Raw genomic sequence first — 25,536 nt, forward strand, 5'->3', positions numbered from 1 at the left:
CTGATGAGTACCGAGACATCGCCTGAAACGGGGCCGATGACGGCCGAAGAACTACCATCTACCTCCGTGAACGACACGGGAGGCAATTACCGGATCGCCCGGTTGGTCGCCACCGTCGCCGGTCTACTCGGGGCCCTGCTGGCGATCGCCACCCCGCTGCTGCCCGTCAACCAGACCACGGCCAAGCTCAACTGGCCGCAAAGCGGCATCTTCGGCAGCGTCGATGCTCCGCTGATCAGCTATGTGGCAACCGATTTGAACATCACCGTGCCGTGCCAGGCCGCCGCCGGGCTGTCCGGCCCGCAGAACGGCGGCAGGACGGTCCTGCTCTCGACGGTGCCCAAGCAGGCCCCGAAGGCCGTCGACCGTGGCCTGCTGATCCTGCGCGCCAACGACGACCTGGTGCTGGTGGTGCGCAATGTGCCGGTGGTGACCGCCCCGATGAGCCAGGTGCTCAGCCCGGCCTGCCAGCGACTCACGTTCACCGCGCACGCCGACCGCGTCACCGCCGAATTCGTCGGCCTGACTCAGGGGCCCAACGCCGAGCACCCCGGCGCGCCGCTGCGCGGTGAGAAGAGCGGCTACGACTTCCGGCCACAGATCGTCGGTGTGTTCACCGACCTGAGCGGACCCGCGCCGCCGGGCCTGAGCTTCTCGGCGACCGTCGACACCCGCTACAGCAGCAGCCCCACCCCGCTGAAGATGGCGGCGATGATCCTCGGAGTGGTGCTGACCGCCGCCGCCCTGGTCGCGCTGCACGTCCTCGACCGCGCCGACGGCATCCGGCACCGGCGCTTCCTGCCACCGCGCTGGTGGTCGGTTGGCGCGCTGGACGCCCTGGTGATCGCCGTGCTCGGGTGGTGGCACTTCGTCGGCGCCAACACCTCCGACGACGGCTACATCCTCACCATGGCCCGGGTGTCCGAGCACGCCGGCTACATGGCCAACTACTACCGATGGTTCGGCACCCCGGAGGCGCCGTTCGGCTGGTACTACGACCTGCTCGCGCTGTGGGCGCACGTCACCACCACCAGCATCTGGATGCGGCTGCCCACCCTGGTCATGGCGCTGACGTGCTGGTGGGTGATCAGCCGCGAGGTCATCCCCCGGCTCGGCCACGCCGTCAAGACAAACCGGGCCGCCGCCTGGACCGCCGCGGGCATGTTCCTGGCCGTCTGGCTGCCGCTGGACAACGGGCTGCGGCCTGAGCCGATCATCGCGCTCGGCATCCTGCTGACCTGGTGCTCGGTGGAGCGCGCGGTGGCCACCAGCAGGCTGCTGCCAGTGGCCGGCGCCTGCATCATCGGAGCGCTGACCCTGTTCTCCGGCCCGACGGGCATCGCCTCGATCGGCGCACTGCTGGTGGCGATCGGTCCGCTGCGGACCATCCTGCACCGCAGGATCAGACAGTTCGGCGCACTTCCGCTGCTGGCGCCGCTCCTCGCCGCGGCCACCGTCACCGTCATCCTGATCTTCCGCGACCAGACCCTCGCCGGGGAGCTGCAGGCCACCGCCCTCAAGCGGGCCGTCGGCCCGAGCCTGAGCTGGTTCGACGAGCACATCCGCTACGAACGGCTGTTCATGGCCAGCCCCGACGGGTCGGTCGCGCGACGCTTCGCAGTGCTGGCGCTGCTGATTGCGCTGGGCATCACGGTGGCGATGTCGCTGCGCAAGGGCCGCATTCCGGGCACGGCGACCGGACCGAGCCGGCGGATCGTCGGCATCACGATCATCTCGTTCCTGGCGATGATGTTCACCCCCACCAAGTGGACGCACCACTTCGGCGTGTTCGCCGGCCTGGCCGGGTCCCTGGGTGCGCTGGCCGCGGTCGCGGTCACCGCAGGGGCCATGCGCTCGCGCCGCAACCGCACCGTCTTCGCCGCCGCGGTGCTGTTCCTCATGGCGTTGTCGTTCGCCAGTGTCAACGGCTGGTGGTATGTCTCCAATTTCGGTGTGCCGTGGTCGAATACGTTCCCACAGTGGCATTACGGCTTCGCGACCATGCTGCTCGGCCTGACGCTGTTGGTGCTGCTGCTGGCCGCCTGGTTCCACTTCGTCGCCACCGACAACAGCCCCCCGAGCACCCCGCGAGGGGCGCGGGTGGCGCGAATCATCCAGTCTCCCCTGGCGATCGCCGCATGGGCACTGGTGATCTTCGAGGTTCTGTCGCTGACCCTGGCGATGACCGAGCAGTATCCGGCGTGGTCGGTGGGCCGGTCGAACCTGGAGGCGCTCACCGGAAGGACATGCGGTCTGGCCGAAGACGTCATGGTGGAGCAGGACCCCAACGCCGGCATGCTCGCGCCGGCGACCGGGCCGGCCGCCGAGGCGCTGGGCGCTGGGTTGTCGGAAGCGTTCACGCCCAACGGGATTCCGGCGGACGTCCGCGCCGACCCGGTGATGGAGCGCCCGGGCGACCGCAGCTTCGTCGGCGACGACGGGTTGATCACCAACAGCGAGGCGGGCACCGAGGGCGGCACCAATCCGGCGCCGGGACTCAACGGTTCCCGCGCCCAACTGCCCTACAACCTGGACCCGGCCCGCACGCCGGTGCTGGGCAGCTGGCAGGCCGGCATCCAGCTGCCCGCGCGGCTGCGGTCCGGCTGGTACCGGCTCCCGCCACGGGACAAGGCCGGCCCGCTGCTGGTGGTGAGCGCCGCGGGCCGCTTCGACCCCCGGGAAGTCCAGTTGCAATGGGCCACCGACGATGAGGCGGCCGCCGGACACCCCGGCGGGTCGTTCCAGTTCTTCGATGTTGGGGCGTCACCGGCCTGGCGCAACCTGCGGTTGCCGCTATCGCTGATTCCCGCCGACGCCACCCAGGTCCGGCTGCTCGCCGACGACGAGGATTTGGCACCGCAGCACTGGATCGCGCTGACGCCGCCCCGGATCCCCCAGTTACGCACCCTGCAGGACGTGGTGGGTTCGTCGGACCCGGTGTTCCTGGACTGGCTGGTCGGGCTGGCGTTCCCCTGCCAGCGGCCGTTCGGCCATCAGAACGGCGTCGACGAGACCCCGAAGTGGCGCATCCTGCCCGACCGGTTTGGCGCGGAGGCGAACTCCCCGGTGATGGACAACAACGGCGGCGGGCCGCTGGGCGTCACCGAACTGCTGGTCAAGGCGACGACGGTGGCGACCTATCTGAAGGACGACTGGTCGCGGGACTGGGGTGGCCTGCAGCGGCTGACGCCCTACTACCCCAGCGCCCAGCCCGCCCAGCTTCAGCTCGGGACGACGACGCGCAGCGGTCTCTGGAATCCGGCGCCGCTGCGCAAGACCTGAAATAGCCTCAGCTCGGCTCGATTTCGAGCCTGAGCTGCTGGTTGCCGATGCGGATGTGGTCGCCGTCGGCCACGGCGGCGCTGCCGTGGATGCGCCGGCCCTGCACTTCGACGCCGTTGGTCGAGCGCAGGTCGGTGATCACGAATCCGGTTCCGGTGTCGGCGATCACGGCGTGGTGCCGGCTCACGTCGGCGTCGTCGAGGACGATGTCGTTGTCGGTGAAACGCCCGATCCGGGTCGTCGCGCCGCTCAGCCGGTACTCCCGGCCGTTCTGGTCACGCAGCCGCGCGACCGCTGACCCCGGCGACGGCGCCGCTTCCCCGCCCCGATAGGCGTCGCGCTTGTGGGTGGTCAGGGCGGCCAGCTTGGTGCCCAACGGCTCCTGGCGCAGGATGCGCTCGTGCAGCGCGCTCACCGTGCGGCCGGGGTCGATGCCCAGCCCGTCGGCCAGGGCCGTCTTGAGCCGCCGGTAGGCGCCCAGCGCGTCGGACTGCCGCTCGGTGACGTAGTAGGCGGTGATCAGCTGAGCCCACAGCGGTTCGCGGTAGGGGTGCTCGGCGGCGAGGGCCTCGAGCTCGGCGATCACCGAACCGGCGCGGCCGCAGGCGATCTCCGCCTCGGCGCGGGCGATGTGCGTCGCCACCTTCTCCTCGGTCAGCGCCGCGGCGTAGGCGTCGACGAACGCGAAGTCGCGCAGGTCCTCGAGCACCAGGCCGCGCCATTCCGCAAGCGCAAAAGAGAAGTGGTCGCCGGCGTCGCCCAACTGGCCCGCGGCCGCCGCCTTGACGCCGGCGGCCTTGGCCGTCATGAACCGCCCCACGTCGCAGTCGGGGTCGGCGACGCTGAGCTGGTAGCCCGGCGGCGCGCTCGCCAGCATCCGATTGGCATCGGCGCCGACGGAACGCAACAGCCGGCGCAGATTGGAGATGTGTGCCTGGATGCTGGTCCGCGCCGCCGGCACCGGATCCTCATCCCATACCCCGTCGATCAGGGCCTCGACGGACACCGGTCGGTTGCGATTGATCAACAGCATGGCCAGCACCGCCCGCTGTTTCGGCGGACCCACGGGCACCCGGACGCCGTGGCTGGTCATCAGCAAGGGACCCAGCACCCCGAACCCGAGACCAGTGGTCATCGCGCCTGCCACCTAGAAGTCGGGGCCGCCTTCGCCGGCCTGCGCTCCTCATTTTGACCGCATCCGGCGCGCCGAGGGGCGCTTTCACGCTGGCGGCGCGGTGATTCGGCCCCTTGCCGCCATTTCGCGCCCGCAGCCCGCTTCGCGGCCCTGCGTCCTCACCGCGCTAAGCCCCTTCCCTTACCATCGAGCCTCGTGCCCCACGACGGAAAAGAGCGATCGCAACGGATTCCCCGGTTGGTCGCCGCCGTCGCGGGCCTGGCGGGCCTGGCGCTGTGCGTGATCGTCCCGCTGCTTCCGGTCCGGCAGACGACGGCCACCGTGCTGTGGCCGCAGGGCACGAGCGACGGCAACGTCACCCAGGTCACCGCGCCGCTGGTGTCCGGTGCGCCCCGCGCGCTCGACATCTCCATCCCGTGCTCGGCCATGGCCACGCTGCCGCCGGACGGCGGCCTGGTGGTCTCGACCCTGCCGGCCGGCGGGGTGGACACCGGCAAGAACGGCCTGTTCGTGCGGGCCGACAAGGACGTGGTCGTCGTCGCGTTCCGGGACTCCGTCGCCGCCGTGGCCCAGCGCCCGGCGGTCGCGGCGGGGGCCTGCAGCGTGCTGCACGCCTGGGCCGACGCCGGTGGGGTGGGCGCCGACTTCGTGGGCATCCCGGGGGCCGCCGGTCACCTCTCGCCGGAGAAGAAACCTCAGGTGGGCGGCATCTTCACCGACCTGAAGGTGCCGGCCCAGCCCGGCCTGTCCGCCCGCGTGGACATCGACACCCGGTTCATCACGGCACCGACAATGCTCAAAAAGCTGGTGATGGTCGCGGGCGCGCTGTCGGTCCTCACGGCGATCATCGCGCTGGCCGCCTTGGACCGGCGCAGTCGCGGCATCGACACGCTGATCAACTGGCGGGCCCCCATCGCCTGGCTCTCGCGGTATCGCACCGGTGGACACCGGCGCGTCGGGATCGCGACCTGGCTGGCCGACGCCGCCGTGATCGCGACGCTGCTGGTCTGGCACGTCATCGGCGCCACCTCGTCGGACGACGGATACAACCTGACCATCGCGCGGATCGCGCCCAAGGCCGGCTACATCGTCGACGCCTACCGCTACTTCGGCACGACGGACGCGCCGTTCGACTGGTACCTCGGCGTGCTGTCCAAGCTGGCGACCGTGAGCACCGACGGCGTGTGGATGCGGCTACCCGCCACGCTGGCCGGCATCGGCTGCTGGCTGATCCTCAGCCACTGGGCGCTGCGGCGGCTGGGGCCCGGCCGCGGCGGCCTCGGCGCCAACAGGGTGGCCATCCTGACGGCCGGTGCGGTGTTCCTGGCGGCCTGGCTGCCGTTCAACAACGGCCTGCGGCCCGAGCCGCTGATCGCCCTCGGCGTGCTGGCGACCTGGGCGCTCGTGGAACGCGCGATCGCGCTGGGCCGGCTGGCGTCCGCCGCCGTGGCGATCGTGGTCGCGACGCTCACCGCGACGCTCGCGCCCCAGGGATTGATCGCGGTGGCCGCGCTGTTGACGGGGGCCCGCGCCATCGCACGCACCATCCGCCGGCGCCGCGACACCGATGGCCTGCTTGTCCCGCTGGCGGTGCTCGCGGCCGCGCTGTCCCTGATCACCGTGGTCGTGTTCCGCAGCCAGACGCTGGCGACGGTCGCCGAGTCGGCGCGCATCAAATACAAGGTCGGCCCGACGATAGCGTGGTACCAGGACTTCCTGCGCTACTACTTCCTCACCGTGGAGAGCAACGCCGAGGGATCGATGGCGCGGCGATTCGCGGTGCTGATCATGCTGCTGTGCCTGTTCGGGGCGCTCGTGGTGCTGCTGCGCCGCGGCCGGGTCGCCGGCCTGGCGAGCGGCCCGACGTGGCGGCTGATCGGCACCACGGCCGTCGGGCTGCTGCTGCTGAATTTCACCCCCACCAAGTGGGCCGTGCAGTTCGGCGCGTTCGCCGGCGTCGCGGGCGCCCTCGGCGCGGTCATGGCGTTCGCCTTCGCGCGCATCGGCCTGCACAGCCGCCGCAATCTGACGTTGTACGTTACGGCGCTGCTGTTCGTCCTGGCGTGGGCGACGTCCGGGATCAACGGCTGGTTCGGGGTGAACAACTATGGGGTGCCGTGGTACGACATCCAGCCCGTCATCGCCAGCCACCCGGTGACGACGATGTTCCTGGCCCTGTCGATCCTCACCGGGCTCCTGGCCGCCTGGTACCACTTCCGGATGGACTACGCCGGCCACACCGAGGTCAAGGACAGCCGGCGCAACCGCGTGCTCGCCTCCACCCCGCTGCTCGTCGTGGCGACGATCATGGTGCTGGGCGAGGTGGGTTCGCTGGCCAAGGGCGCCGTCTTCCGCTACCCGCTGTACACCACCGGCAAGGCCAACCTGGCGGCGCTTGCCTCGGGGCTTTCACCCAGCAGCTGCGCCATGGGCGATGACGTGTTGACCGAGCCGGACCCCAACGCGGGGCTGCTGCAGCCGGTCCCCGGGCAGCAGTTCGGGCCGGCGGGCCCGCTCGGGGGGATCAACCCCGTCGGCTTCAAGCCCGACGGGGTGGGCGCCGACCTGAGGTCCGACCCGGTGGTGACCAAACCCGGCGTGGTGAATTCCGACGCGTCCCCCAACAAGCCCAATGCCGCCATGAGTGACTCCGCCGGCACCGCCGGCGGGAGGGGACCGGCCGGGGTCAACGGGTCGCACGCGGCGCTGCCCTTCGGGCTCGACCCGGCCCGCACCCCGGTGATGGGCAGCTACGGCGAGAACTCGCTGGCCGCCACCGCGACCTCGGCGTGGTACCAGCTGCCACCCCGCACCGGGGACCGGCCGCTGGTCGTGGTCTCCGCGGCGGGCGCGATCTGGTCGTACAAGGAGGACGGCACCTTCACCTACGGGCAGTCGCTGAAGTTGCAGTGGGGTGTCACCCGGCCCGACGGCAGCACCCAACCGCTCGCGGAGGTGCAGCCCATCGACATCGGGCCGCAGCCGGCGTGGCGCAATCTGCGATTCCCGCTGGCCTGGGCGCCGCCGGAGGCCAACGTGGCTCGCATCGTCGCCTATGACCCGAACCTGAGCTCCGAGCAGTGGTTCGCGTTCACGCCGCCGCGGGTGCCGGTGCTGCAAACGCTGCAACAACTGATCGGATCGCAGACCCCGGTGCTGATGGACATCGCGACGGCCGCGGATTTCCCGTGCCAGCGCCCGTACACCGAACACCTCGGAGTCGCCGAGCTTCCGAAATACCGCATCCTGCCCGACCACAAGCAGACGGCGGCGTCGTCGAACGGGTGGCAGGCCAGCGAGACGGGCGGTCCGTTCTTGATCACGCAGGCGCTGCTGCGTACCTCCACGATCGCCACGTACCTTCGGGGCGACTGGTATCGCGACTGGGGATCGATCGAGCAGTACTACCGACTGGTGCCGGCCGACCAGGCGCCGGAGGCCGTTATCGAACAGGGTGTGATCACAGTGCCCGGCTGGAGCCGGCAGGGACCGATTCGAGCCCTCCCATGAGTGTAACGACCGTGCCGGACCGCGAGGACAAGGCCCGGCGTTCCGGGCCCCGCCAGGACGTGCGGCTGACGGGGTGGATCGCGACGATCGCCGGGCTGATCGGCTTCGTGCTTTCGGTCGCGACCCCGCTGCTGCCGGTCGTGCAGACCACCGCGTCGCTGAACTGGCCCCAGAACGGTCAGCTGAACAGCGTCACGGCGCCGCTGATCTCGCTGACGCCGGTCGACGTGACGGTGACCGTGCCCTGCTCGGTGGTGCGCGACCTGCCGCCCGACGGCGGGGTCGTGCTGAGCACCGCGCCGAAGAAGGGCAAGGACGCCGCGCTCAACGCGCTGTTCGTCGTCGTCAACGGCCAGCGCGTCGACGTCACCGACCGCAACGTGGTGATTGCCAGCGTGCCCCGCGACCAGGCGGCAGGAGCCGCAGGGGCCCCCGGATGTTCCAGCATCGAGATCACTTCCACCCACGCCGGCACCTTCGCCACGTTCGTCGGGCTGAACGATCCGGCGGGCCGGCCGGTGCGCGGCGGCTTCCCCGACCCCAACCTGCGGCCCCAGATCGTCGGGGTGTTCACCGACCTGACCGGCCCAGCCCCGGCCGGGTTGCGGCTCTCGGCCACGATCGACACCCGGTTCTCCACCACCCCGACGACGCTGAAGCTGCTCGCGATGGTGGGGGCGGTCCTGTCCACGATCGTCGCGCTGGTCGCGCTGTGGCGGCTGGACCAGCTGGACGGCCGCCGCATGCACCGGCTGATCCCGACCCGGTGGCGCAAGTTCACCCTGGTCGACGCCACGGTCATCTTCGGGTTCCTGCTGTGGCACCTGATCGGCGCCAATTCCTCCGACGACGGCTACATCCTCGGCATGGCCCGGGTCGCCGACCACGCCGGCTACATGTCCAACTACTTCCGTTGGTTCGGCAGCCCCGAGGACCCGTTCGGCTGGTACTACAACCTGCTGGCCCTGATGACCCACGTCAGCGACGGAAGCCTGTGGATGCGCCTGCCCGACCTGGTCGCCGGCCTGGTGTGCTGGCTGCTGCTGTCCCGTGAGGTGCTGCCGCGGCTCGGGCCGGCGGTGACCGGCAGCACGGCCGCCAACTGGGCGGCCGGCATGGTTCTGCTCACCGCGTGGATGCCGTTCAACAACGGCCTGCGGCCGGAGCCGATCATCGCGCTGGGTTCGCTGATCACCTACGTGCTGATCGAGCGTTCCATGTGCGCCTCGCGCCTGACCCCGGCCGCGCTGGCCGTGATCACCGCGGCCTTCACCCTGGGCGTCCAACCCACCGGCCTGATCGCGGTGGCCGCGCTGGTCGCCGGTGGCCGCCCGATCCTGCGGATCCTGGTCCGCCGCCACCGCCTGGTGGGCACCTGGCCGCTGGTGGCGCCGCTGCTCGCCGCAGGGACCGTCATCCTCACCGTGGTCTTTGCCGACCAGACGCTGTCGACGGTCATGGAAGCCACCCGGATTCGGACCGACATCGGCCCCAGCCAGGCCTGGTACACCGAGAACCTGCGGTATTACTACCTGATCCTGCCGACGGTCGACGGTTCGCTGTCGCGCCGATTCGGCTTCCTGATCACCGCCCTGTGCCTGTTCACCGCGCTGTTCATCATGTTGCGCCGCAAGCGGGTTCCCGGCGTGGCGCGCGGGCCGGCGTGGCGACTGATGGGCGTCATCTTCGCCACGATGTTCTTCCTGATGTTCACCCCCACCAAGTGGGTGCACCACTTCGGCCTGTTCGCGGCGGTGGGTGCGGCGATGGCCGCGCTGACCACCGTGCTGGTGTCGCACGAGGTGCTGCGCTGGTCGCGCAACCGGATGGCGTTCCTGGCGGCGGTGCTGTTCGTGATGTCGCTGTGCTTCGCCACCACCAACGGCTGGTGGTATGTGTCGAGCTACGGCGTGCCGTTCAACAACGTCATGCCGCGGTTTGCCGGCATCAGCGTCAGCACGGTCTTCTTCGTGCTGTTCGCGATCGCGGCGCTCTGGGCGATCTGGCTGCACTTCGTGTCCCGCGACCACGGCGAGGGCCGGCTGGCGCGGGCGGTGACGGCCGCCCCGGTGCCGCTGGCGGCCGGCTTCATGGCGCTGGTGTTCGTCGCCTCGATGGTCGCCGGAATCGTCCGCCAGTACCCCACCTATTCCAACGGGTGGGACAATCTGCGGGAATTCTCGGGCGGCTGCGCGCTCGCCGACGACGTGCTCGTCGAGCCCGACAGCAACGCCGGCTTCATGACCCCGCTGCCGCCCGAGTCCGGCAGCTACGGCCCCCTTGGCCCGCTGGGCGGCGTCAACCCCGTCGGGTTCACCCCCAACGGTGTCCCGGACCACACCGTCGCCGAGGCGGTCCAGGAGACGGCGGTCCCGCAGCCCGGCACCGACTACGACTGGTACGCGTACGACTGGCGCGCACCGACCAAACTGAAGGCGCCGGGCGTCAACGGATCGCTCGTGCCGCTGCCCTACGGCCTCGACCCCGACCGGGTCCCGCTGGCCGGCAGCTACACCCCCGGCGCGCAACAGCAGAGCAGGCTCACCTCGGCGTGGTACCAGCTGCCCAAGCCCGACGACGGGCATCCGCTGCTGGTGGTGACCGCTGCCGGGACGATCGCGGGCAACAGCGTGCTGCACGGGCACACCAACGGCCAGACCGTGGTCCTCGAGTTCGGCAGGCCTGGTTCGGGCGGAAGCGTCGTCCCGGGCGGGCGGCTGGTGCCCTATGACCTCAACGGCGAGCAGCCGAAGGCGTGGCGCAACCTGCGCTTCGCCCGCTCGCAGATGCCCGCTGATGCGGTCGCCGTCCGCGTGGTGGCCGAGGACCTCTCCCTGACGCCGGACGACTGGATCGCCGTGACCCCGCCGCGGGTGCCCGAGCTGCGCTCCCTGCAGGAATACGTCGGCTCCACGCAACCGGTGCTGATGGACTGGGCGGTCGGCCTGGCCTTCCCGTGCCAGCACCCCATGCTGCACGCGAACGGCGTCACCGAGATCCCCAAGTTCCGCATCACGCCGGACTACAACGCGAAGAAGCAGGACACCGACACCTGGGAAGACGGCGTCAACGGCGGCTTGCTGGGGATCACCGACCTGTTGCTGCGGGCCCACGTGATGTCGACCTATCTGTCCCGCGACTGGGGCCGTGACTGGGGCTCGCTGCGCAAGTTCGACACGATTGCCGACGCGCAACCAGCGCAGCTCGATTTGGGCACGGCGACGCGCAGCGGATTGTGGTCGCCCGGTCAAATGCGGATCAAGCCCTAGGGCCTGGGTTACGAAGTTTCCGGCGCGGCTAATAATTCGGCATCGGTCTAATAAAAGCCGGATTATTAACGGTTGAGCAATTCCGGTGAATAGGTTTATTTGTATCGCGCTTCAGGCAATTCCTATGCCGCTGTGATCCAGCTAACAGTCGAGGCACGAGGTGACCCCATGCGCGCAGACCCGGCCGTGATGGCACGCGTAGCAACCTGTTCGGCCGCACTCGCGGTGACGGTCATCCCGGCCGCCACCTGGGGCTTCGGCAACGCCGCCGCCCAGGCTGGCACCCGGGTCGTCCTGGACAACAAGCTGCGGCGATGTGACTTCAGCCTGATCACCGAGGCGGCCATGGTCCCACGCACGGCGCTCGCCACGGGCTCGGCGGTCATCAATCGGAACGGGTCCACCGCAACGGCGGAGGTCCACCTGGTCGACGCCCCCGAGCCGGGCACGCACTTCGACGTCGGCCTCATTCAGGAGCCCCGGGCGGCGTCGGCGACGTGCGGGCCCGGGGACCCGGGCACGGCGTTCGGGGGCCTGGACACCGACGGTGCCGGCAGCGGAACCGCGACCGTCCAGGACACGATTCGACCGGGCACGACGGGTGTTTGGGTGATTATCGAGCGACCGAATGCACATTCCCAAAACCCGGGCGAGTTCTACACATCGGAGTTTCTGGCGCCGGTATGATCGCCATTCGCTGACCGTTTGCCACCGCCGCGCGTCGGCCGCCCGCCGGTCATCGCGAGCCGACGCCCCATCCGCCCGGGGCCGAACGCCCCGGCCGGGACGGGACTTCCGTCCCTATCAGGGTGGTCGGGTTCGATGGTCCGATTAGAGGGGTCGACGACGACCGGTGTCAAACGGAGGCACGACATGACCGCTTCACCGCCCACCCAGCACGCGACACGGATGTTTTCCCGTGTGCTCGGCCCCTTCCTCGTCGTCGTCGACGTCACCGCCATCGCCCGCGCGTCGGAGATGCAGGGGCTCCTCTCGCAGTTCGAGGCGAACTCGATGTGGGCGTTCGTCGCCGGGGCGTTCGTCCTGCTGTTCGGACTCGTGGTGGTCGCCGGCCACCAGTGCTGGCAGGGCCCGGCCGCGATCATCGTGTCGCTGCTGGGGTGGCTGATCGTGCTGCGCGGCCTGCTGCTCGTGGCCTTTCCCCGAATCTTCGTCTCGGTGGCCGACGTCATGATCGGCGCCCAGGGCTGGTGGATGTCCCTGTGCGCCCTGTTCGCGCTCGTGGGGTTGTACCTCAGCTACGTCGGCTGGGCCCCGGCGCCCGACCGGCCGACCACGACGGCGACCAGCGCGTCGCCGGATGTGCCCCGGGCCGCGTGATCGGGCATCCGTGTCGACTTCACAATGGCCTGCTCCGAGGCCCGCTCCAAACTCCGCTCCGACGCCCGTGTCCGACGACCACACGGAGAACCTCGGCGCGGGGTTGCGCACCGACGTCGTCGGGGAATTCGACACGTCGGCGACCATCGCGGAAGATGCCGTGGAGAACATGGCGACGATGGGACGCGGCCTCGGAGTCTTGGTCGTCAAACGCGGGCCCAACGCCGGAGCACAGTTCCGGCTGGACCGAGCCGTCCTGTCCGCGGGCCGGCACCCCGCCAGCGACATCTTCCTCGACGACATCACCGTGAGCCGTCGGCATGCCGAATTCCACAGGGGAGACAGCGAATTCCGCGTGATCGACCTCGGCAGCCTGAACAATACCTACGTCAACCGGGAGCCCGTCGACTCGGCGGTACTGGCCAACGGCGACGAGGTGCAAATAGGCAATTTCCGCCTGGTCTTCCTGACCGGGCCCGTATAGCGACGCGATCGACAGGGAGGATTCCTTGAGCGCAGCAACCAACACACGCGATGTCGATCACATCCTGGTCCGGGCGGGCATCCTGCAGCACGTCGAGCCCGCCGCCGCCGCCGCGTTGATCGAGCAGCTTCACCCCGCGGAATTTCCCGCCGGCCAAATGATTTTCGCGGAGGGCGATCCCGGCGACCGGGTGTTCATCATTGTGGCGGGCAAGGTCAAGATCAGCCTGCAGGGCCCCAGCGGCCGCACCAACCTGCGTGCGATCATGGGCCCCGCCGACGTCTTCGGCGAACTCGCGGTCTTCGACCCCGGCCCCCGAACCTGCACGGCCACGGCGATCACCGACGTGCGCACGATGTGGCTAGACCGGGCCACGCTGCGGACCTGGATGACCGAGCGGCCGACGATCGCCGAGCAGCTGCTGCGGGTGCTGTCCCGCCGGCTGCGGAACACCGACGACGAACTGATCGAGTTGGTGTCCAGCGATGTGGCCGCCCGCGTCGCCCGTCAGCTCCTGTTGCTGGCCAGGCGGTTCGGCGTTCCGGAGGGCAACGGGCTGCGGGTCGCTCACGAGCTCAGCCAGGATGAGATGGCTCAACTCGTCGGCGCGGACCGCACCTCCGTCAACCGGGCATTGCGCAACTTCGCGAGCCGCGGTTGGATCGTCTTGGAAGGCAAGGCCGTCCTGATCGTCGACCCGCGGGCGCTGGCCCGCCGCGCCGAAAGCCACGGCCACCCGGGCGCCCCGTCGAGTCGGCGCCGGCGCCCGTTGCGCGCCACCGCATAACGCCCGCGACGGTATACCGTCGATCCATGAGCGACTACGCCGTCGAGTCCGTGGATTGTCTGCCGTTCTCCACCCCGGAAAAGTCGCGGCGCTACCAGACCGAGAACTACTCCGGAGCCGTCGGTCTCAACTGGTACCTCACCGACCCCACCCTGCAATTCACCATGGCCTATTACCTGGGACCCGACGCGCTACAGGTGGCCCAACGCCATCTCACGCGCATCGGCGAGCTGATGGGTGGGCCGGTGGCGCGGTGGGCCGACGAGACCGACCGCAACCCGCCCCGGCTGGAGCGCTATGACCGGTGGGGTCACGACATCAGCCAGGTCGTCGCGCCGGCGTCGTTCATCGCGTCCAAGCGCGCCGTCCTGGACGCCCAGCGGGCGCTGCGTGCCGACGCCAAGGCGGCCGGGGTGAGCTCGGGTCTCGCCCTGTTCGCGTCGAACTACCTGCTCGACCAGGCCGACATCGGGATGGGCTGCGCGCTCGGCACCGGCGGTGGGATGGTGCAGTCGCTGGTGGCCGCCTACGCCCCCGCGGACGTACGCGATCACGTGCTGGAGAAATTCGCTTCCGGCGCGTGGGCGGGCGAGACCGCGCAACTACTCACCGAACGCACCGGCGGCTCAGACCTCGGCGCGCTCGAGACCACCGCGACCCGGCACGGAGATGCGTGGCTGCTCAACGGGTTCAAGTGGTTCGCCTCCAACTGCGCCGGCGAGGCGTTCGTGGTGCTGGCCAAACCGGAGGGCGCACCCGACTCGAGCCGGGGCGTCGCCAATTTCCTCGTGCTCCGCACCCGGCGAGACGGTTCCCGCAACGGCGTCCGGATCCGGCGGCTGAAAGACAAGCTCGGTACCCGGTCGGTGGCCTCCGGGGAGGTCGAGTTCGTCGACGCCGAGGCGTTCTTGCTTTCCGGCGAGCCAACTTCGGAGGGCGCCGCGTCCGACGGCAAGGGGCTGGGCCGGATGATGGAGCTGACCAACGCCGCGCGCCTGGGCATCGCGCTGTTCGCGCTCGGCAACGCGCGCCGCGCGCTGGTGGAGTCGCTGTGCTACGCGCGGCAGCGCCAGGCCTTCGGTGGGACCCTGATCGACAAGCCGTTGATGCGGCGCAAGCTCGCCGAGATGATCGTCGACGTCGAAGCGGCAGTGGCGCTCGTCTTCGACGGCACCGGCGCCATCAACCATCGGCAGCCGCGCGGCATGCGGCAGCGCATCGCGGTGCCGGTCACCAAGCTCAAGGTGTGCCGGCTGGGGCTCACCGCGGCGTCCGACGCCATCGAGATCCACGGCGGCAACGGCTACATCGAAACATGGCCGGTGGCAAGGCTTTTGCGTGACGCACAGGTGAACACCATCTGGGAGGGCCCGGACAACATCCTGTGCCTCGACGTGCGCCGCGGCATCGAGCAGACGCGGGCGCATGAGCCGCTGCTGGCCCGGCTGCGCGACGCGGTGTCGGTCTCCGACGACGACAGCACCACCCGCCTGGTGGCCGACCGCATCGAGGACCTGGACGCCGCGATCACGGCCTGGAGCAAGCTCCACCGGGAGGTGGCCGAAGCCCGGCTGTTTCCACTGGCGCAATTCATGGGCGACGTCTACGCCGGGGCCCTGCTCACCGAGCAGGCCGCCTGGGAGCGGGCCACCGGCGGCGGTGAGCGCAAGGCGCTCGTCGCCCGGCTCTACGCGCGGCGCCACCTTGCCGATCGCGGCCCGCTGCGTGGCATCGACGCCGACTCCGACGAGGCGCTGGAACGGTTCGGCGAGCTGGCCGACGGGGCGCTGAGGCTATAGAAGCGGGTCCGCGTCCCCTCGTCTTAGAGTGAAGCGAGTCCGACTATTCAGAGCCGCAGAGCGACCCTGCCTCGCGCACGACTCGGGCGGGGTCGAGGAAGGGCAACACGAAACATGGCTGACGAGCTGGCGCCGCATTTCGAGGACGTCCAGGCGCACTACGACCTATCCGACGACTTCTTTCGGCTGTTCCTCGACCGCACCCAGATGTACACGTGCGCCTACTGGCTCGGCGGCGACGACATGACCCTGGAACAGGCGCAGATCGCCAAGATCGACCTTTCACTGAGCAAGCTGGGCTTGCAGCCCGGCATGACAATGCTCGACCTCGGCTGCGGCTGGGGCGCGGCAATGATGCGGGCCATCGAGAAATACGACGTCAACGTCATCGGCATCACGCTGTCCAAAAACCAGGTCGCCCACGTCGAGCAGCTGTTCGCCGCATCGGACAGCCCGCGTTCCAAGCGGGTGTTGCTCGAGGGCTGGGAGCGCTTTCACGAGCCGGTGGACCGGATCCTGGCGATCGGACCGTTCGAACATGTCGGCTACGACCGCTACGACGCCTTCTTCGAAAGAACCTATGAGTTACTACCCAACGGCGGCACCATGCTGTTGCACACCATCACCGTGCTCTCGGAGAAGGAGATCATCCAGTCCGGCCTGCCGCTCACCCCGGCGATCGTCGAATTCAGCGACTTCATGAAGACCGAGATCTTTCCCGGCGGTTTCCTGCCGACTATCGACATGGTCAAGGAGTTCTCGGCGAAGGCCGGCTTCAAGCTGAAGCGCCGCCAATCGCTGCAGCGGCATTACGCCAAGACCCTGGACGTGTGGGCCGCGGGCCTGCAGGCACACAAAGCCGAGGCCATCGAGATCCAGTCCGAAGAGGTCTACGACATGTACATGAAGTACCTCACCGGCTGCGCGAACCTCTTCCGCAAGGGCTACACCGACCTCAACCAGTTCACCTTGCGGAAGTAGCAAGCTCCCTAACGCCGCGCCGAATCGAGCAGCTCGGCCGTGGCCTCCCACAACCGTGCCTCACGGGACTCGTCGCGCGCGAACGATTTGACCTCGCGCTCTTGGTCCTTGACGACGAACGCGCCGTCGCGCAGGTGCGCCCAGCGGTCGTCGAGCACGAGCGAGGCGAGCGCCGGACCGGAGCTTGCCGGTGACGACACACCGGGGATTCGCTCGATGATGCGCCCCACTCGTTGCAGCCCGGGGCCATGCGCCCGGCTGAGCCCGGTGCCCGGCATGAACCCCGGCTCGAACACCGTCACCGATACGCCCGGGTTGGCGACGTCGAAGCGGCGCTGCAGTTCGTGCGCGTAGTACAGCAGGGCGAGTTTGGAGTTGGAGTAGGCGATCCCACACCGTTCGAACGTCGACGCGACGTCGGGCGCCGCGGGTCGGGCCAACTCGACCGGATCGGCCCAGTGCGCCGGGGCTACATGCAGGACCCGGCGATAGATGTTCTGGTGGTAGGTGTTCGAGCCCAGCAGCACGACCCGGGCCGGAGCGTCCAGCGCGTCGAGAAGGTCGCCGATCAGTTGCGCGTGCGCCAGGTAGTTCACCGCGAAGGTCAACTCGTAACCGTCCGCGGACGCGTCGTGGACGTCGCCGACGCTGAGCCCCGCGTTGGCCACCAAGCCGCGCAGCGGCCGCACCGAGCCGGCCGTCAACAGGTCCCTGGCGGCCTCGGCCGCGCGGCGCACGTCGGCCAGACTGGCCAGGTCGCAGCCGATCTCGTGTGCGTTGGCACCGGCCGCTCGGGCCCTTTCGGTGACGTCGGTGAGCGCGTCGCCGGGCCGGCCGACGAGCACCAGGTCGGGGCGCTGGGGCGCGGGGCGACGGGCCATCGTGAGCGCCGCGGCCCGTCCCAGCCCGCCCGTCGGCCCCGTGAGCAAGACGGTGCCGGATGCGATCGAGTTCATGACAGCCAGTGTCGGCCCGATTCTTCGGGCCAGGGAGCCGTCCGGTTGTCGTAGGACTGTCAGTACCAGGACAAAGCCTTTCCCTGCCCGCGGATATCACGCACAGTGAAGGGATGGCGTCGTGGGAGTTCGGCCGGACGGTGCGCCGCTGGCGCGACCGCGTGGCGCCCACCGCCGTCGGTGTCCCCGTCGGCGGGCGGCGGCGCGCGTCCGGCCTGCGCCGCGAGGAGCTGGCCGCCCTCGCCGGGATCTCGGTCGACTATCTCACGAGGCTCGAACAGGGCCGGGCCACGTCGCCCTCGATTCAGGTCGTCGAGGCGCTCGCGCGGGCATTGCGGGTATCCGACACCGAGCGCGACCTCCTGTTCCGGCTCGCCGGGCATGCCGCCCCAGGACCCGGTGTGGTGTCCTCGCGCGTGACGCCGAACGTGCAACGCATCCTCGACCGCCTCGCCCACACCCCGGTCGCCGTCTACGACGCGAGCTGGACCCTGCTGATCGCCAATGCGCAGTACGACGCGCTGATGGGTCCGACGACGACCTGGCGCGGGAACGAGCGAAACAGCGTCTGGCGCAACCTGGTCGGTCCCGGCACCCGGGTCGTTCACACCCCCGAACAGCGGGCCGACCTGCAGGCGGGGTTGGTCGCCGACCTGCGCCTGACGGCGGCCCGGTATCCCGCCGACCAGCGGTTGAAGCAGCTGACCCGCGACCTCGCCGCACGGAGCCCGCGCTTCGCCGAGCTGTGGGAAGCCGCGCCCCCGCTGCCGCGCGGAGACCTGGGCCGGCACAAGGTGATCGACCATCCGGACGTCGGGCCCATCGCCCTGGACTGCGACACGCTCATCGTCGCCGCCGACGACATCCGCATCATGATCTACACCGCCGACCCCGGCACCGAGGACGCCGAACGGCTCGCGCTGGCAACCGTTCTGGGCACGCAGTCGGTGGCCGACGCCGCATTTTCCGGCGAGCAGACGTAAAAGCCCGCGACACGCCGAGCGACAGCGGGCCTTTGCGTCTGCTCGCGGTGGAACTAAACCGGGATTAGGCCGTGCTTGCGGGCCGTCCGCCACCAGAGCTGCTTGTCGCGCAGCAGGCGCATCGACTTGCGGATCAGCAGCCGAGTCTCGTGCGGATCGATGACCGCGTCGATGAACCCCCGCTCGGCCGCCGTCCATGGGATCGCCATGTTCAGGTTGTAGCCCTCGATGAAGTCCTTCTTGATCTGCTGCGCCTCGGGCGTGGTCGGGTCGGGGAAGCGCTTCATCAGCAACTGCGCGGCGCCTTCGGCGCCGATCACCGCGATGCGCGCGGTGGGCCACGCAAAGTTGAAGTCGGCGGTCAGCTGCCGGGAGCCCATCACGGCGTAGGCGCCGCCGTAGGACTTGCGCACGGTGATGGTCACCTTCGGCACGTCAGCCTCCACGACGGAGTAGAGGAAACGCCCGCCGCGCTTGATGATTCCCCTCTTCTCCTCCTCGGCCCCCGGCAGGAATCCGGGCGTATCCACCACAAACACCAGCGGGATGTTGAACGCGTCGCAGAACCGGATGAACCGCGCCGCCTTGTCGGACGCCTCGTTGTCGATCGCTCCCGACATGTACATCGGCTGGTTAGCGATCACGCCCACCGGGTGGCCGTCGACCCGCGCGTAACCGGTGATGATGGCCGGCCCGTGCTGCGCGGCGACGTCCAGGAAATCACCGTCGTCGAAGATGCGCAGCAGGATCTCGTGCATGTCGTAGGCCGCGTTGTCGGAATCCGGCACGATCGCGTCGAGTTCGAGGTCGGTCGGGGTGATCCCCGGTTCCAGCCCGGGGTTGACGATCGGCGGCTTGTCGAAGCAGTTGGACGGCAGGAACGACAGGAACTCACGCACGTACGTGAACGCCTCGGCCTCGGAGTCCACCACCTGGTGGATGTTGCCGTACCGGGCCTGCACGTCGGAGCCGCCGAGCTCGTCGAGGGTGACCTCCTCGCCGGTGACCTCGCGGATCACGTCGGGACCGGTGACGAAGAAGTAGCCCTGGTCACGCACCGAGATGAGCAGGTCGTCCTGGATCGGCGAATACACCGCTCCCCCAGCGCATTTGCCAAAGATGAGGGAGATCTGTGGCACCAGTCCGGACAGCGCCTCGTGACGACGACCCAGCTCGGCGTACCACGCCAGCGAGGTGACCGCGTCCTGGATTCGGGCGCCGCCCGAGTCCTGGATGCCGATGATCGGGCACCCGACCATCGCGCACCACTCCATCAGCCGGGCCACCTTGCGGCCGAACATCTCGCCAACGGTGCCCTGGAACACGGTCTGGTCGTGGGAGAACACCCCGACGGGCCGGCCGTCGATCATGGCGTGGCCGGTGACGCACCCGTCGCCGTAGAGCGCGTTCGGGTCGTTGGGAGTCTTGGCCAGCGCCCCGATTTCGAGGAAGGTGCCCGGGTCGACCAGCGCGTGGACGCGGGCGCGTGCGCTGGGGATGCCCTTCTTGTCGCGCTTGGCGGCGGCCTTCTCGCCGCCGGGCTCCTTCGCCAGCTCCAGGCGAGCGTGCAGCTCGGCCAGCTTCTCGGCGGTGGTGTGCTGAACGGGGGCGGCCCCCGAAGCTGGCAGAGTTTCCGTCACTACGTGCCTACCTCACTCGTCCGGCGGTTGCCTCGATCTGGTTCAGCGCCCCGGTCATGTGGGCGCCCACCTTGGCGATGTAGGGCTCGTCGATGGCCTGGATGTGTTCGCCACCGATCGGCACCACCTCAAGGTCGGCCACGTACTCGCTCCAGCCGCCGTCCGGCTTGCGGGTGGCGTACGCGGGCTCGAACGTGATCGCATCGTCATGGTAACGATCGGCCATGTACAGGGTTACGTGGCCGTCGTAGGACTGGTACTCCGCGGTGTCGATCGCGCGCTGGTCCAGGTAGGACGTCCGCTGGTGCTCAATGATCCCGCCCGGGATCTGCACCCCGCTCGCCTTGATGGCCTCCAGGACGAACGTGACCTGTCCCTCGTCGTCGAGCTCCTCGAGCTGCTCATAGGGGATCTCCGGGACCGTGACGTTGAAGGTCCGCTCGGCGAACCGCGCGTAGCGGTCCCAGCGCTTGCGGGTCTCCTCCTTGGTCTTCAGGATCGGCTCTCCGGGCATCACCGCGTCGATCAGCCCGACGAACCGGACGTCCTTGCCGAGCCGCTTCAGACCGATCGCGCAGGCGTAGGCCAGCGCGCCGCCCAGTGACCAGCCGGCCAGGATGTAGGGCCCGTCGCCCTGCATCTCGATCAGCTTCGGCACGTACTGCTCGGCACGCTCCTCGATCGAGCCCTCGACGCGCTCGAACCCGTACATCGGGGTGTCGGCCGGCAGCCGGTTGAGCAGCGGCTCGTACACCACGGTCGACCCGCCGGCCGGGTGGAAGACGAACACCGGAACCTTCGAGCCGCCCTCCGGGCGCGCCCGCAGCGTGCGGACGAACCCGTCGACCACGCCGGCCTCGAGGTGCTGGCGCACCTTATCGGCGAGCGCCTCGATGTTCTCCGACGTGAGCACGTCCTCGGCGGTGATCGGGCCCTCGGCCCGCTCGGCGAGCCGCTGCGCCAGCTTGGCGGCCGTGTCCTCGTCCAGCTTGGGCAGCGGGTTGAAGATGCCGCCCGGCGACTTGCCCGTAACGATCGCCCACGTGGCGAAGGTGACGCGCTCGGCCGCGTCGCGCGGCGGCACGTCGGAGCTGAGCGCCTTGGCGATCGCCTCCTGGTTGAGCGCCTCGGCGGCGCCCTTCAGGTTCGGCTGCGCACCGTTGCCGTTGGTCTTGCCACCGTTGGGTCCCGACGGGTTGGTCGGCGGCGGCGGGATCGGTACCTCGGATGCCGGCGCAGAGGCCGACGCGTCGGCCTGGGTGTCCGGCTCGGCCTGCGGATCGGGCGCCGGCGCGGTGACGCTGGCCAGCGTCGCCCCGCTGACCAGGGCCGCCTGGGCCTTCGCGATTTCCTCGGGCGTCTGCGTCTGCTGGTAGTCGTGCAGCTGTGAGACCTCGTCGCGGTGCTCGACCGCGTACTTGATCAGCTCTTCGATGTTGTAGAGGTTGGCGTCGCGCACCGCCGTCAGCTGGATCGGCGGCAGGTCGAAGTCGTACTCGACGCGGTTCTTGATCCGCACGGCCATCAAAGAGTCCAGGCCGAGCTCGACCAGCGGCACCTCCCACGGTAGGTCCTCGGGCTCGTAGCCCATGGCCGCCCCGACGATCGCGCCGAGCCGCTGGGCGACGGTCTCGCCCGAATCCGGCGACCACTTGGTGAAGCCGGCCGGCATGTAGCGGTTGGTCAGGCTGTCCTCGAGCGTCTCGGATCCCGCCTCGTCCACCGCCGGCGCCGTACCCTCGGCGCCCACCCCGGCCGGGGCGGCGATCGCTGTCCCCGCGCCGACCGCAGCCGGTAACACCGACTGCGCTCCGCCGCGGGTGACCAGCGCGTCGTACACGAGGGTGAACGACTCGTCGACGCGCGCGTGCACCTGGACCGAGGCGCCGCCCGGGTGCCGGGTCAGCGTCGTCACCAGCCGCGCGCCCTGGCCCGGGACCGCGCGCTGCTCGGACGCCGTCAGCTGCGCGTCCGGGATCACCTCGGCCGCGGCGGCCTTCACCAGCGACGCTAGATCCGTCAGGCCGCGGGGCGCGTACTCCCAGACGTGCCGGCCGTCGGGCAGCGCGACGTGGCTGCCGGGTATGAGCACCGAGTTGGTGCCGTGCGAGAAGTGCACGTCCAGCCAGTGCTCTTTGCGCTTGAACCGGGTTGGCGGGATGTTCGCGTAATCCTGGGGTCCCGCGGGGCCGTCGGGCCGCGTGAACAGCGTCCATATGTCCAGGTCGTGGCCGTAGACATAGAGCTGCGCCATGGTCGAGATCATCGACTCGACCTCATCCTGCTTGCGGGCCAGCGTCGGGATCAGCTGGGCGTCGTGCAGGCCCGCGCTGGCCGTCGTCAGCCCCACCTGCATCAGCGCCACCGGGTTGGGGGCCAACTCGAGGAAGGTGGTGTGGCCGCTGTCGACGGCGTTGCGGATGCCGTGGGTGAAGTAGACGCTGTGGCGCAGCCCCTTCTTCCAGTAGTCGACGTCGTGGATCGGCTCGCCGCCGGGCTTGATGTAGCGACCCTCGTGCACGGTCGAGTAGATGCCCACCGTCGGGCTGAGCGGCTTGATGCCCTGCAGCTCCGCGGCGAGCTCGCCCAGCAGCGGATCCATCTGCGACGTGTGGCTGGCGCCCTTGGTCTGGAACTTGCGGGCGAACTTGCCCTCCGATTCGGCGCGGGCGATGATCGCGTCCACCTGTTCGGGCGGCCCGCCGATGACGGTCTGTGTGGGCGCCGCGTAGACGCACACCTCCAGGTCGGGGAAGTCCGAGAACACCGTCTTGATCTCGTCGGCGGAGTACTCCACCAACGCCATCAGCCGGATGTACTCGCCGAACAGCATCGCCTCGCCCTCGCCCATCAAGTGGGAGCGCGAGCAGATGGCCCGGGTCGCGTCGCGCAGCGACAGGCCGCCCGCAAAGTACGCGGACGCGGCCTCGCCCAGCGACTGGCCGACCACCGCGGACGGCTTGGCGCCGTGGTGCTTGAGCAGCTCACCCAGCGCGATCTGGATCGCGAAGATGGTGACCTGGGTGGTCTCGATGCCGTAGTCCTGCGAGTCGTCGAGGATCAGCTCGAGGACCGAGTAGCCCAGTTCGTCCTGGATCAGCGCATCGACCTTCTCGATCCACTGGGCGAACACCGGGTTGCGCAGGTACAGGCTCTTGCCCATCTTGCGGTGCTGGGCGCCGAATCCGGCCAGCACCCACACCGGCCCGTTGCTCACCGGCCCGTCGACGCTGAACACGCCGGGGCGCTGCTTGCCCTCGGCGACCGCCCGCAGGCCCTTGACGGCCTCCTCGTGGTCGTGGGCGAGCACCACCGCGCGGGACCGGCCGTGGTTGCGCCGGGACAGCGATCGCCCGATCGACTCCAGCGACGACGCCTGGCCCTCGGGGCTTTCCAGCCAGTCCGCCAGCTCGGCGGCGGCCGCCTTCTTGCGCGACGTCAGGAACGCCGAGACGGCCAGGGGAATAGGCGGCTTCGATTCCCCTTGCGCCGCAAGCTCTTCCAGCGCGGCTTCCTTGAGCCGCAGCGCCTCCTCGGTGACGCCCGGCAGCTCGTAGTCGTCCTCCTGCGCCGCGGGGGCGTCGGTCAGGATCTCGCCGAATTCGTCGAACCGCAGCGACGGGCCCTCGAAGCTGGGCACCCCGACGGCCTCGGCCGCGTTGGCCTCGGGCTTAGCCGCCGGCGCGGACGCCTCCACGACGTCGCGCGGCAGCACCTCGCGCACCACCACGTGCGCGTTGGCCCCGCCGAAGCCGAAGCTGGACACGCCCGCCAGCGCGTAGCCGCCGTAACGCGGCCAGTCGGTGGGCTGATCGACCACCTTCAGGTGCGTCGCGTCCCAGTCGATGTACGGGCTCGGCCCGGCGAAGTTGATCGACGGCGGCAGCTTGTCGTGCTGCAGGGCGAGCACCACCTTGGCCAAGCTCGCCGCGCCGGCGGCCGACTCCATATGTCCCACATTGGTTTTCACCGCGCCCAGCAGCGCCGGACGGTCGGCGGGACGGCCCCGGCCGACGACCCGGCCCAGCGCCTCGGCCTCGATCGGGTCGCCGAGGACGGTGCCGGTGCCGTGCGCCTCGATGTAGTCGACGGTGCGCGGATCGATGCCGGCGTCCTTGTAGGCTCGACGCAGCACGTCGGCCTGCGCGTCCTGGTTCGGAGCGATCAGCCCGTTGGACCGGCCGTCGTGGTTGACCGCGGTGCCGGCGATCACGGCCAGGATCTGGTCGCCGTCGCGGCGGGCGTCGTCGACGCGCTTGAGCACCAGCATGCCGGCACCCTCCGAGCGGGTGTAGCCGTCGGCGTCGGCGGAGAAGGACTTGATCCGGCCGTCGGGGGCCAGTACCGCGCCGATCTCGTCGAAGCCCAGCGTCACCGCGGGCGTGATCAGTGCGTTGACGCCGCCGGCCACCGCGACGTCGCACTCGCCGTTGCGCAGGGCCTGCACGGCCTGATGGGTGGCCACCAGTGAACTCGAGCACGCGGTGTCGACCGCGACCGAGGGCCCACGGAAGTCGTAGAAGTAGGACACCCGGTTGGCGATGATCGCGTGCGAGTTACCGGTGATCGCGTAGGGGTGCGCGACCGTCGGGTCGGAGATGGCCAGGAATTGGTAGTCGTTGTTGGTGAAGCCGACGAACACGCCGACGGGCTTACCGCGCAGGCTCGACGCGGGGATGCGGGCGTGCTCGAGCGCCTCCCAGGTCAGCTCCAGCGCCATCCGCTGCTGCGGGTCGATGTTGTCGGCCTCGGTCTTGGCGATCGCGAAGAACTCGGAGTCGAAGCCCTTGATGTCCTTCAGGTAGCCGCCGCGGGTGCGGGCCTTGGCGACCCGCTCGGCCAGCCGCGGCTCTTCGAGGAACTCCTCCCACCGGCCTTCGGGCAGGTCGGTGATGGCGTCGCGGCCCTCCATCAGCGCCTGCCACATTTCATCGGGGCTGTTCATGTCCCCGGGCAGGCGGGTGGACAGGCCCACGATCGCGATGTCGACGCGCTCGGCGGGACCGGTGCGGGTCCAGTCCGTGTTGTCGTCACCGGTGGTGTCCGGCTCGGGCTCACCCTCGATGATCCGGGTCGCCAGCAATTCGATGGTGGGGTGCTGGAAGGCGACCGCGACCGACAGGGTGACACCGGTCATGTCCTCGATGTCGGCGGCCATCGCCACCGCGTCACGGGACGACAGCCCGAGTTCCACCATGGGAACCGACTCGTCGATGGCGTCGGGCGATTGCCCGGTGCACTTGGCCACGTAGTTGCGCAGCCACTGCCGCATCTCGGGGACCGTCATATCGGTCTTGGCGGGCGTGCGCGTCACCTCGCCCTGGCCTTCGGGGAGTGGGGTCAGTTCAGATTCTTTGTCAGCCATGGTC

13 protein-coding genes and 1 pseudogene are annotated in these 25,536 nt (G+C 69.6%); 10 read left to right on the plus strand and 4 right to left on the minus strand.

Features of this window, described 5'->3' with window-relative positions; all coding sequences use genetic code 11:
- Positions 1 to 36: 36 nt before the first annotated feature.
- Positions 37 to 3,282: an arabinosyltransferase domain-containing protein gene (locus tag SKC42_RS16905; RefSeq protein WP_442932174.1), complete on the plus strand. Its 3,246-nt coding sequence runs from the start codon at positions 37 to 39 to the stop codon at positions 3,280 to 3,282.
- A gap of 7 nt (positions 3,283 to 3,289) precedes the next feature.
- Here the strand turns inward: SKC42_RS16905 and SKC42_RS16910 are convergent, their stop codons facing one another.
- Complete coding sequence (locus SKC42_RS16910) at positions 3,290 to 4,417, minus strand: BTAD domain-containing putative transcriptional regulator (RefSeq protein WP_330965429.1); 1,128 nt, start codon at positions 4,415 to 4,417, stop codon at positions 3,290 to 3,292.
- A gap of 195 nt (positions 4,418 to 4,612) precedes the next feature.
- Between SKC42_RS16910 and SKC42_RS16915 the strand changes: the two genes are divergently transcribed.
- The 8 genes from SKC42_RS16915 (at position 4,613) to SKC42_RS16950 (ending at position 16,588) form a co-directional block, all read left to right on the plus strand.
- Complete coding sequence (locus SKC42_RS16915; protein WP_330965430.1) at positions 4,613 to 7,927, plus strand: arabinosyltransferase domain-containing protein; 3,315 nt, start codon at positions 4,613 to 4,615, stop codon at positions 7,925 to 7,927.
- Positions 7,924 to 11,196, plus strand: coding sequence for an arabinosyltransferase domain-containing protein (locus SKC42_RS16920; protein ID WP_330965431.1), 3,273 nt, complete (start codon positions 7,924 to 7,926; stop codon positions 11,194 to 11,196). The genes SKC42_RS16915 and SKC42_RS16920 overlap by 4 nt, the downstream gene beginning before the upstream one ends.
- A 168-nt stretch (positions 11,197 to 11,364) precedes the next feature.
- Positions 11,365 to 11,883, plus strand: a complete 519-nt coding sequence (locus tag SKC42_RS16925; RefSeq protein WP_330965432.1) for a hypothetical protein — start codon at positions 11,365 to 11,367, stop codon at positions 11,881 to 11,883.
- Positions 11,884 to 12,069: 186 nt separating this feature from the next.
- On the plus strand, positions 12,070 to 12,537 hold the full coding sequence (locus SKC42_RS16930; RefSeq protein WP_330965433.1) for a hypothetical protein: 468 nt from the start codon (positions 12,070 to 12,072) through the stop codon (positions 12,535 to 12,537).
- 67 nt (positions 12,538 to 12,604) lie between these two features.
- A complete protein-coding gene (locus tag SKC42_RS16935) occupies positions 12,605 to 13,021 on the plus strand; it encodes an FHA domain-containing protein (RefSeq protein ID WP_330965434.1) in 417 nt (138 codons plus the stop codon).
- A 25-nt stretch (positions 13,022 to 13,046) separates the two neighbouring features.
- Complete coding sequence (locus SKC42_RS16940; RefSeq protein ID WP_330965435.1) at positions 13,047 to 13,808, plus strand: Crp/Fnr family transcriptional regulator; 762 nt, start codon at positions 13,047 to 13,049, stop codon at positions 13,806 to 13,808.
- Between the two features lie 26 nt (positions 13,809 to 13,834).
- The gene (locus tag SKC42_RS16945) at positions 13,835 to 15,607 is read left to right on the plus strand and encodes an acyl-CoA dehydrogenase family protein (protein WP_330965436.1); all 1,773 of its coding nucleotides are present in this window, start codon (positions 13,835 to 13,837) and stop codon (positions 15,605 to 15,607) included.
- 114 nt (positions 15,608 to 15,721) lie between these two features.
- Positions 15,722 to 16,588, plus strand: a complete 867-nt coding sequence (locus tag SKC42_RS16950) for a cyclopropane mycolic acid synthase family methyltransferase (protein ID WP_330965437.1) — start codon at positions 15,722 to 15,724, stop codon at positions 16,586 to 16,588.
- 8 nt (positions 16,589 to 16,596) lie between these two features.
- Here SKC42_RS16950 and SKC42_RS16955 read toward each other — a convergent pair whose 3' ends face one another.
- Positions 16,597 to 17,544: an SDR family NAD(P)-dependent oxidoreductase gene (locus SKC42_RS16955; RefSeq protein ID WP_330965438.1), complete on the minus strand. Its 948-nt coding sequence runs from the start codon at positions 17,542 to 17,544 to the stop codon at positions 16,597 to 16,599.
- A 113-nt stretch (positions 17,545 to 17,657) separates the two neighbouring features.
- Between SKC42_RS16955 and SKC42_RS16960 the strand changes: the two genes are divergently transcribed.
- Positions 17,658 to 18,527, plus strand: coding sequence for a helix-turn-helix transcriptional regulator (locus SKC42_RS16960; RefSeq protein ID WP_330965439.1), 870 nt, complete (start codon positions 17,658 to 17,660; stop codon positions 18,525 to 18,527).
- 53 nt (positions 18,528 to 18,580) lie between these two features.
- Here the strand turns inward: SKC42_RS16960 and SKC42_RS16965 are convergent, their stop codons facing one another.
- On the minus strand, positions 18,581 to 20,155 hold the full coding sequence (locus SKC42_RS16965) for an acyl-CoA carboxylase subunit beta (RefSeq protein WP_330965529.1): 1,575 nt from the start codon (positions 20,153 to 20,155) through the stop codon (positions 18,581 to 18,583).
- 11 nt (positions 20,156 to 20,166) lie between these two features.
- Positions 20,167 to 25,454 (minus strand): annotated as a pseudogene (gene pks13 / locus SKC42_RS16970) (polyketide synthase Pks13).
- Positions 25,455 to 25,536 lie beyond the last annotated feature (82 nt).

This window comes from Mycobacterium sp. 050134, assembly GCF_036409085.1.
Classification (GTDB): Bacteria; Actinomycetota; Actinomycetes; order Mycobacteriales; family Mycobacteriaceae; genus Mycobacterium.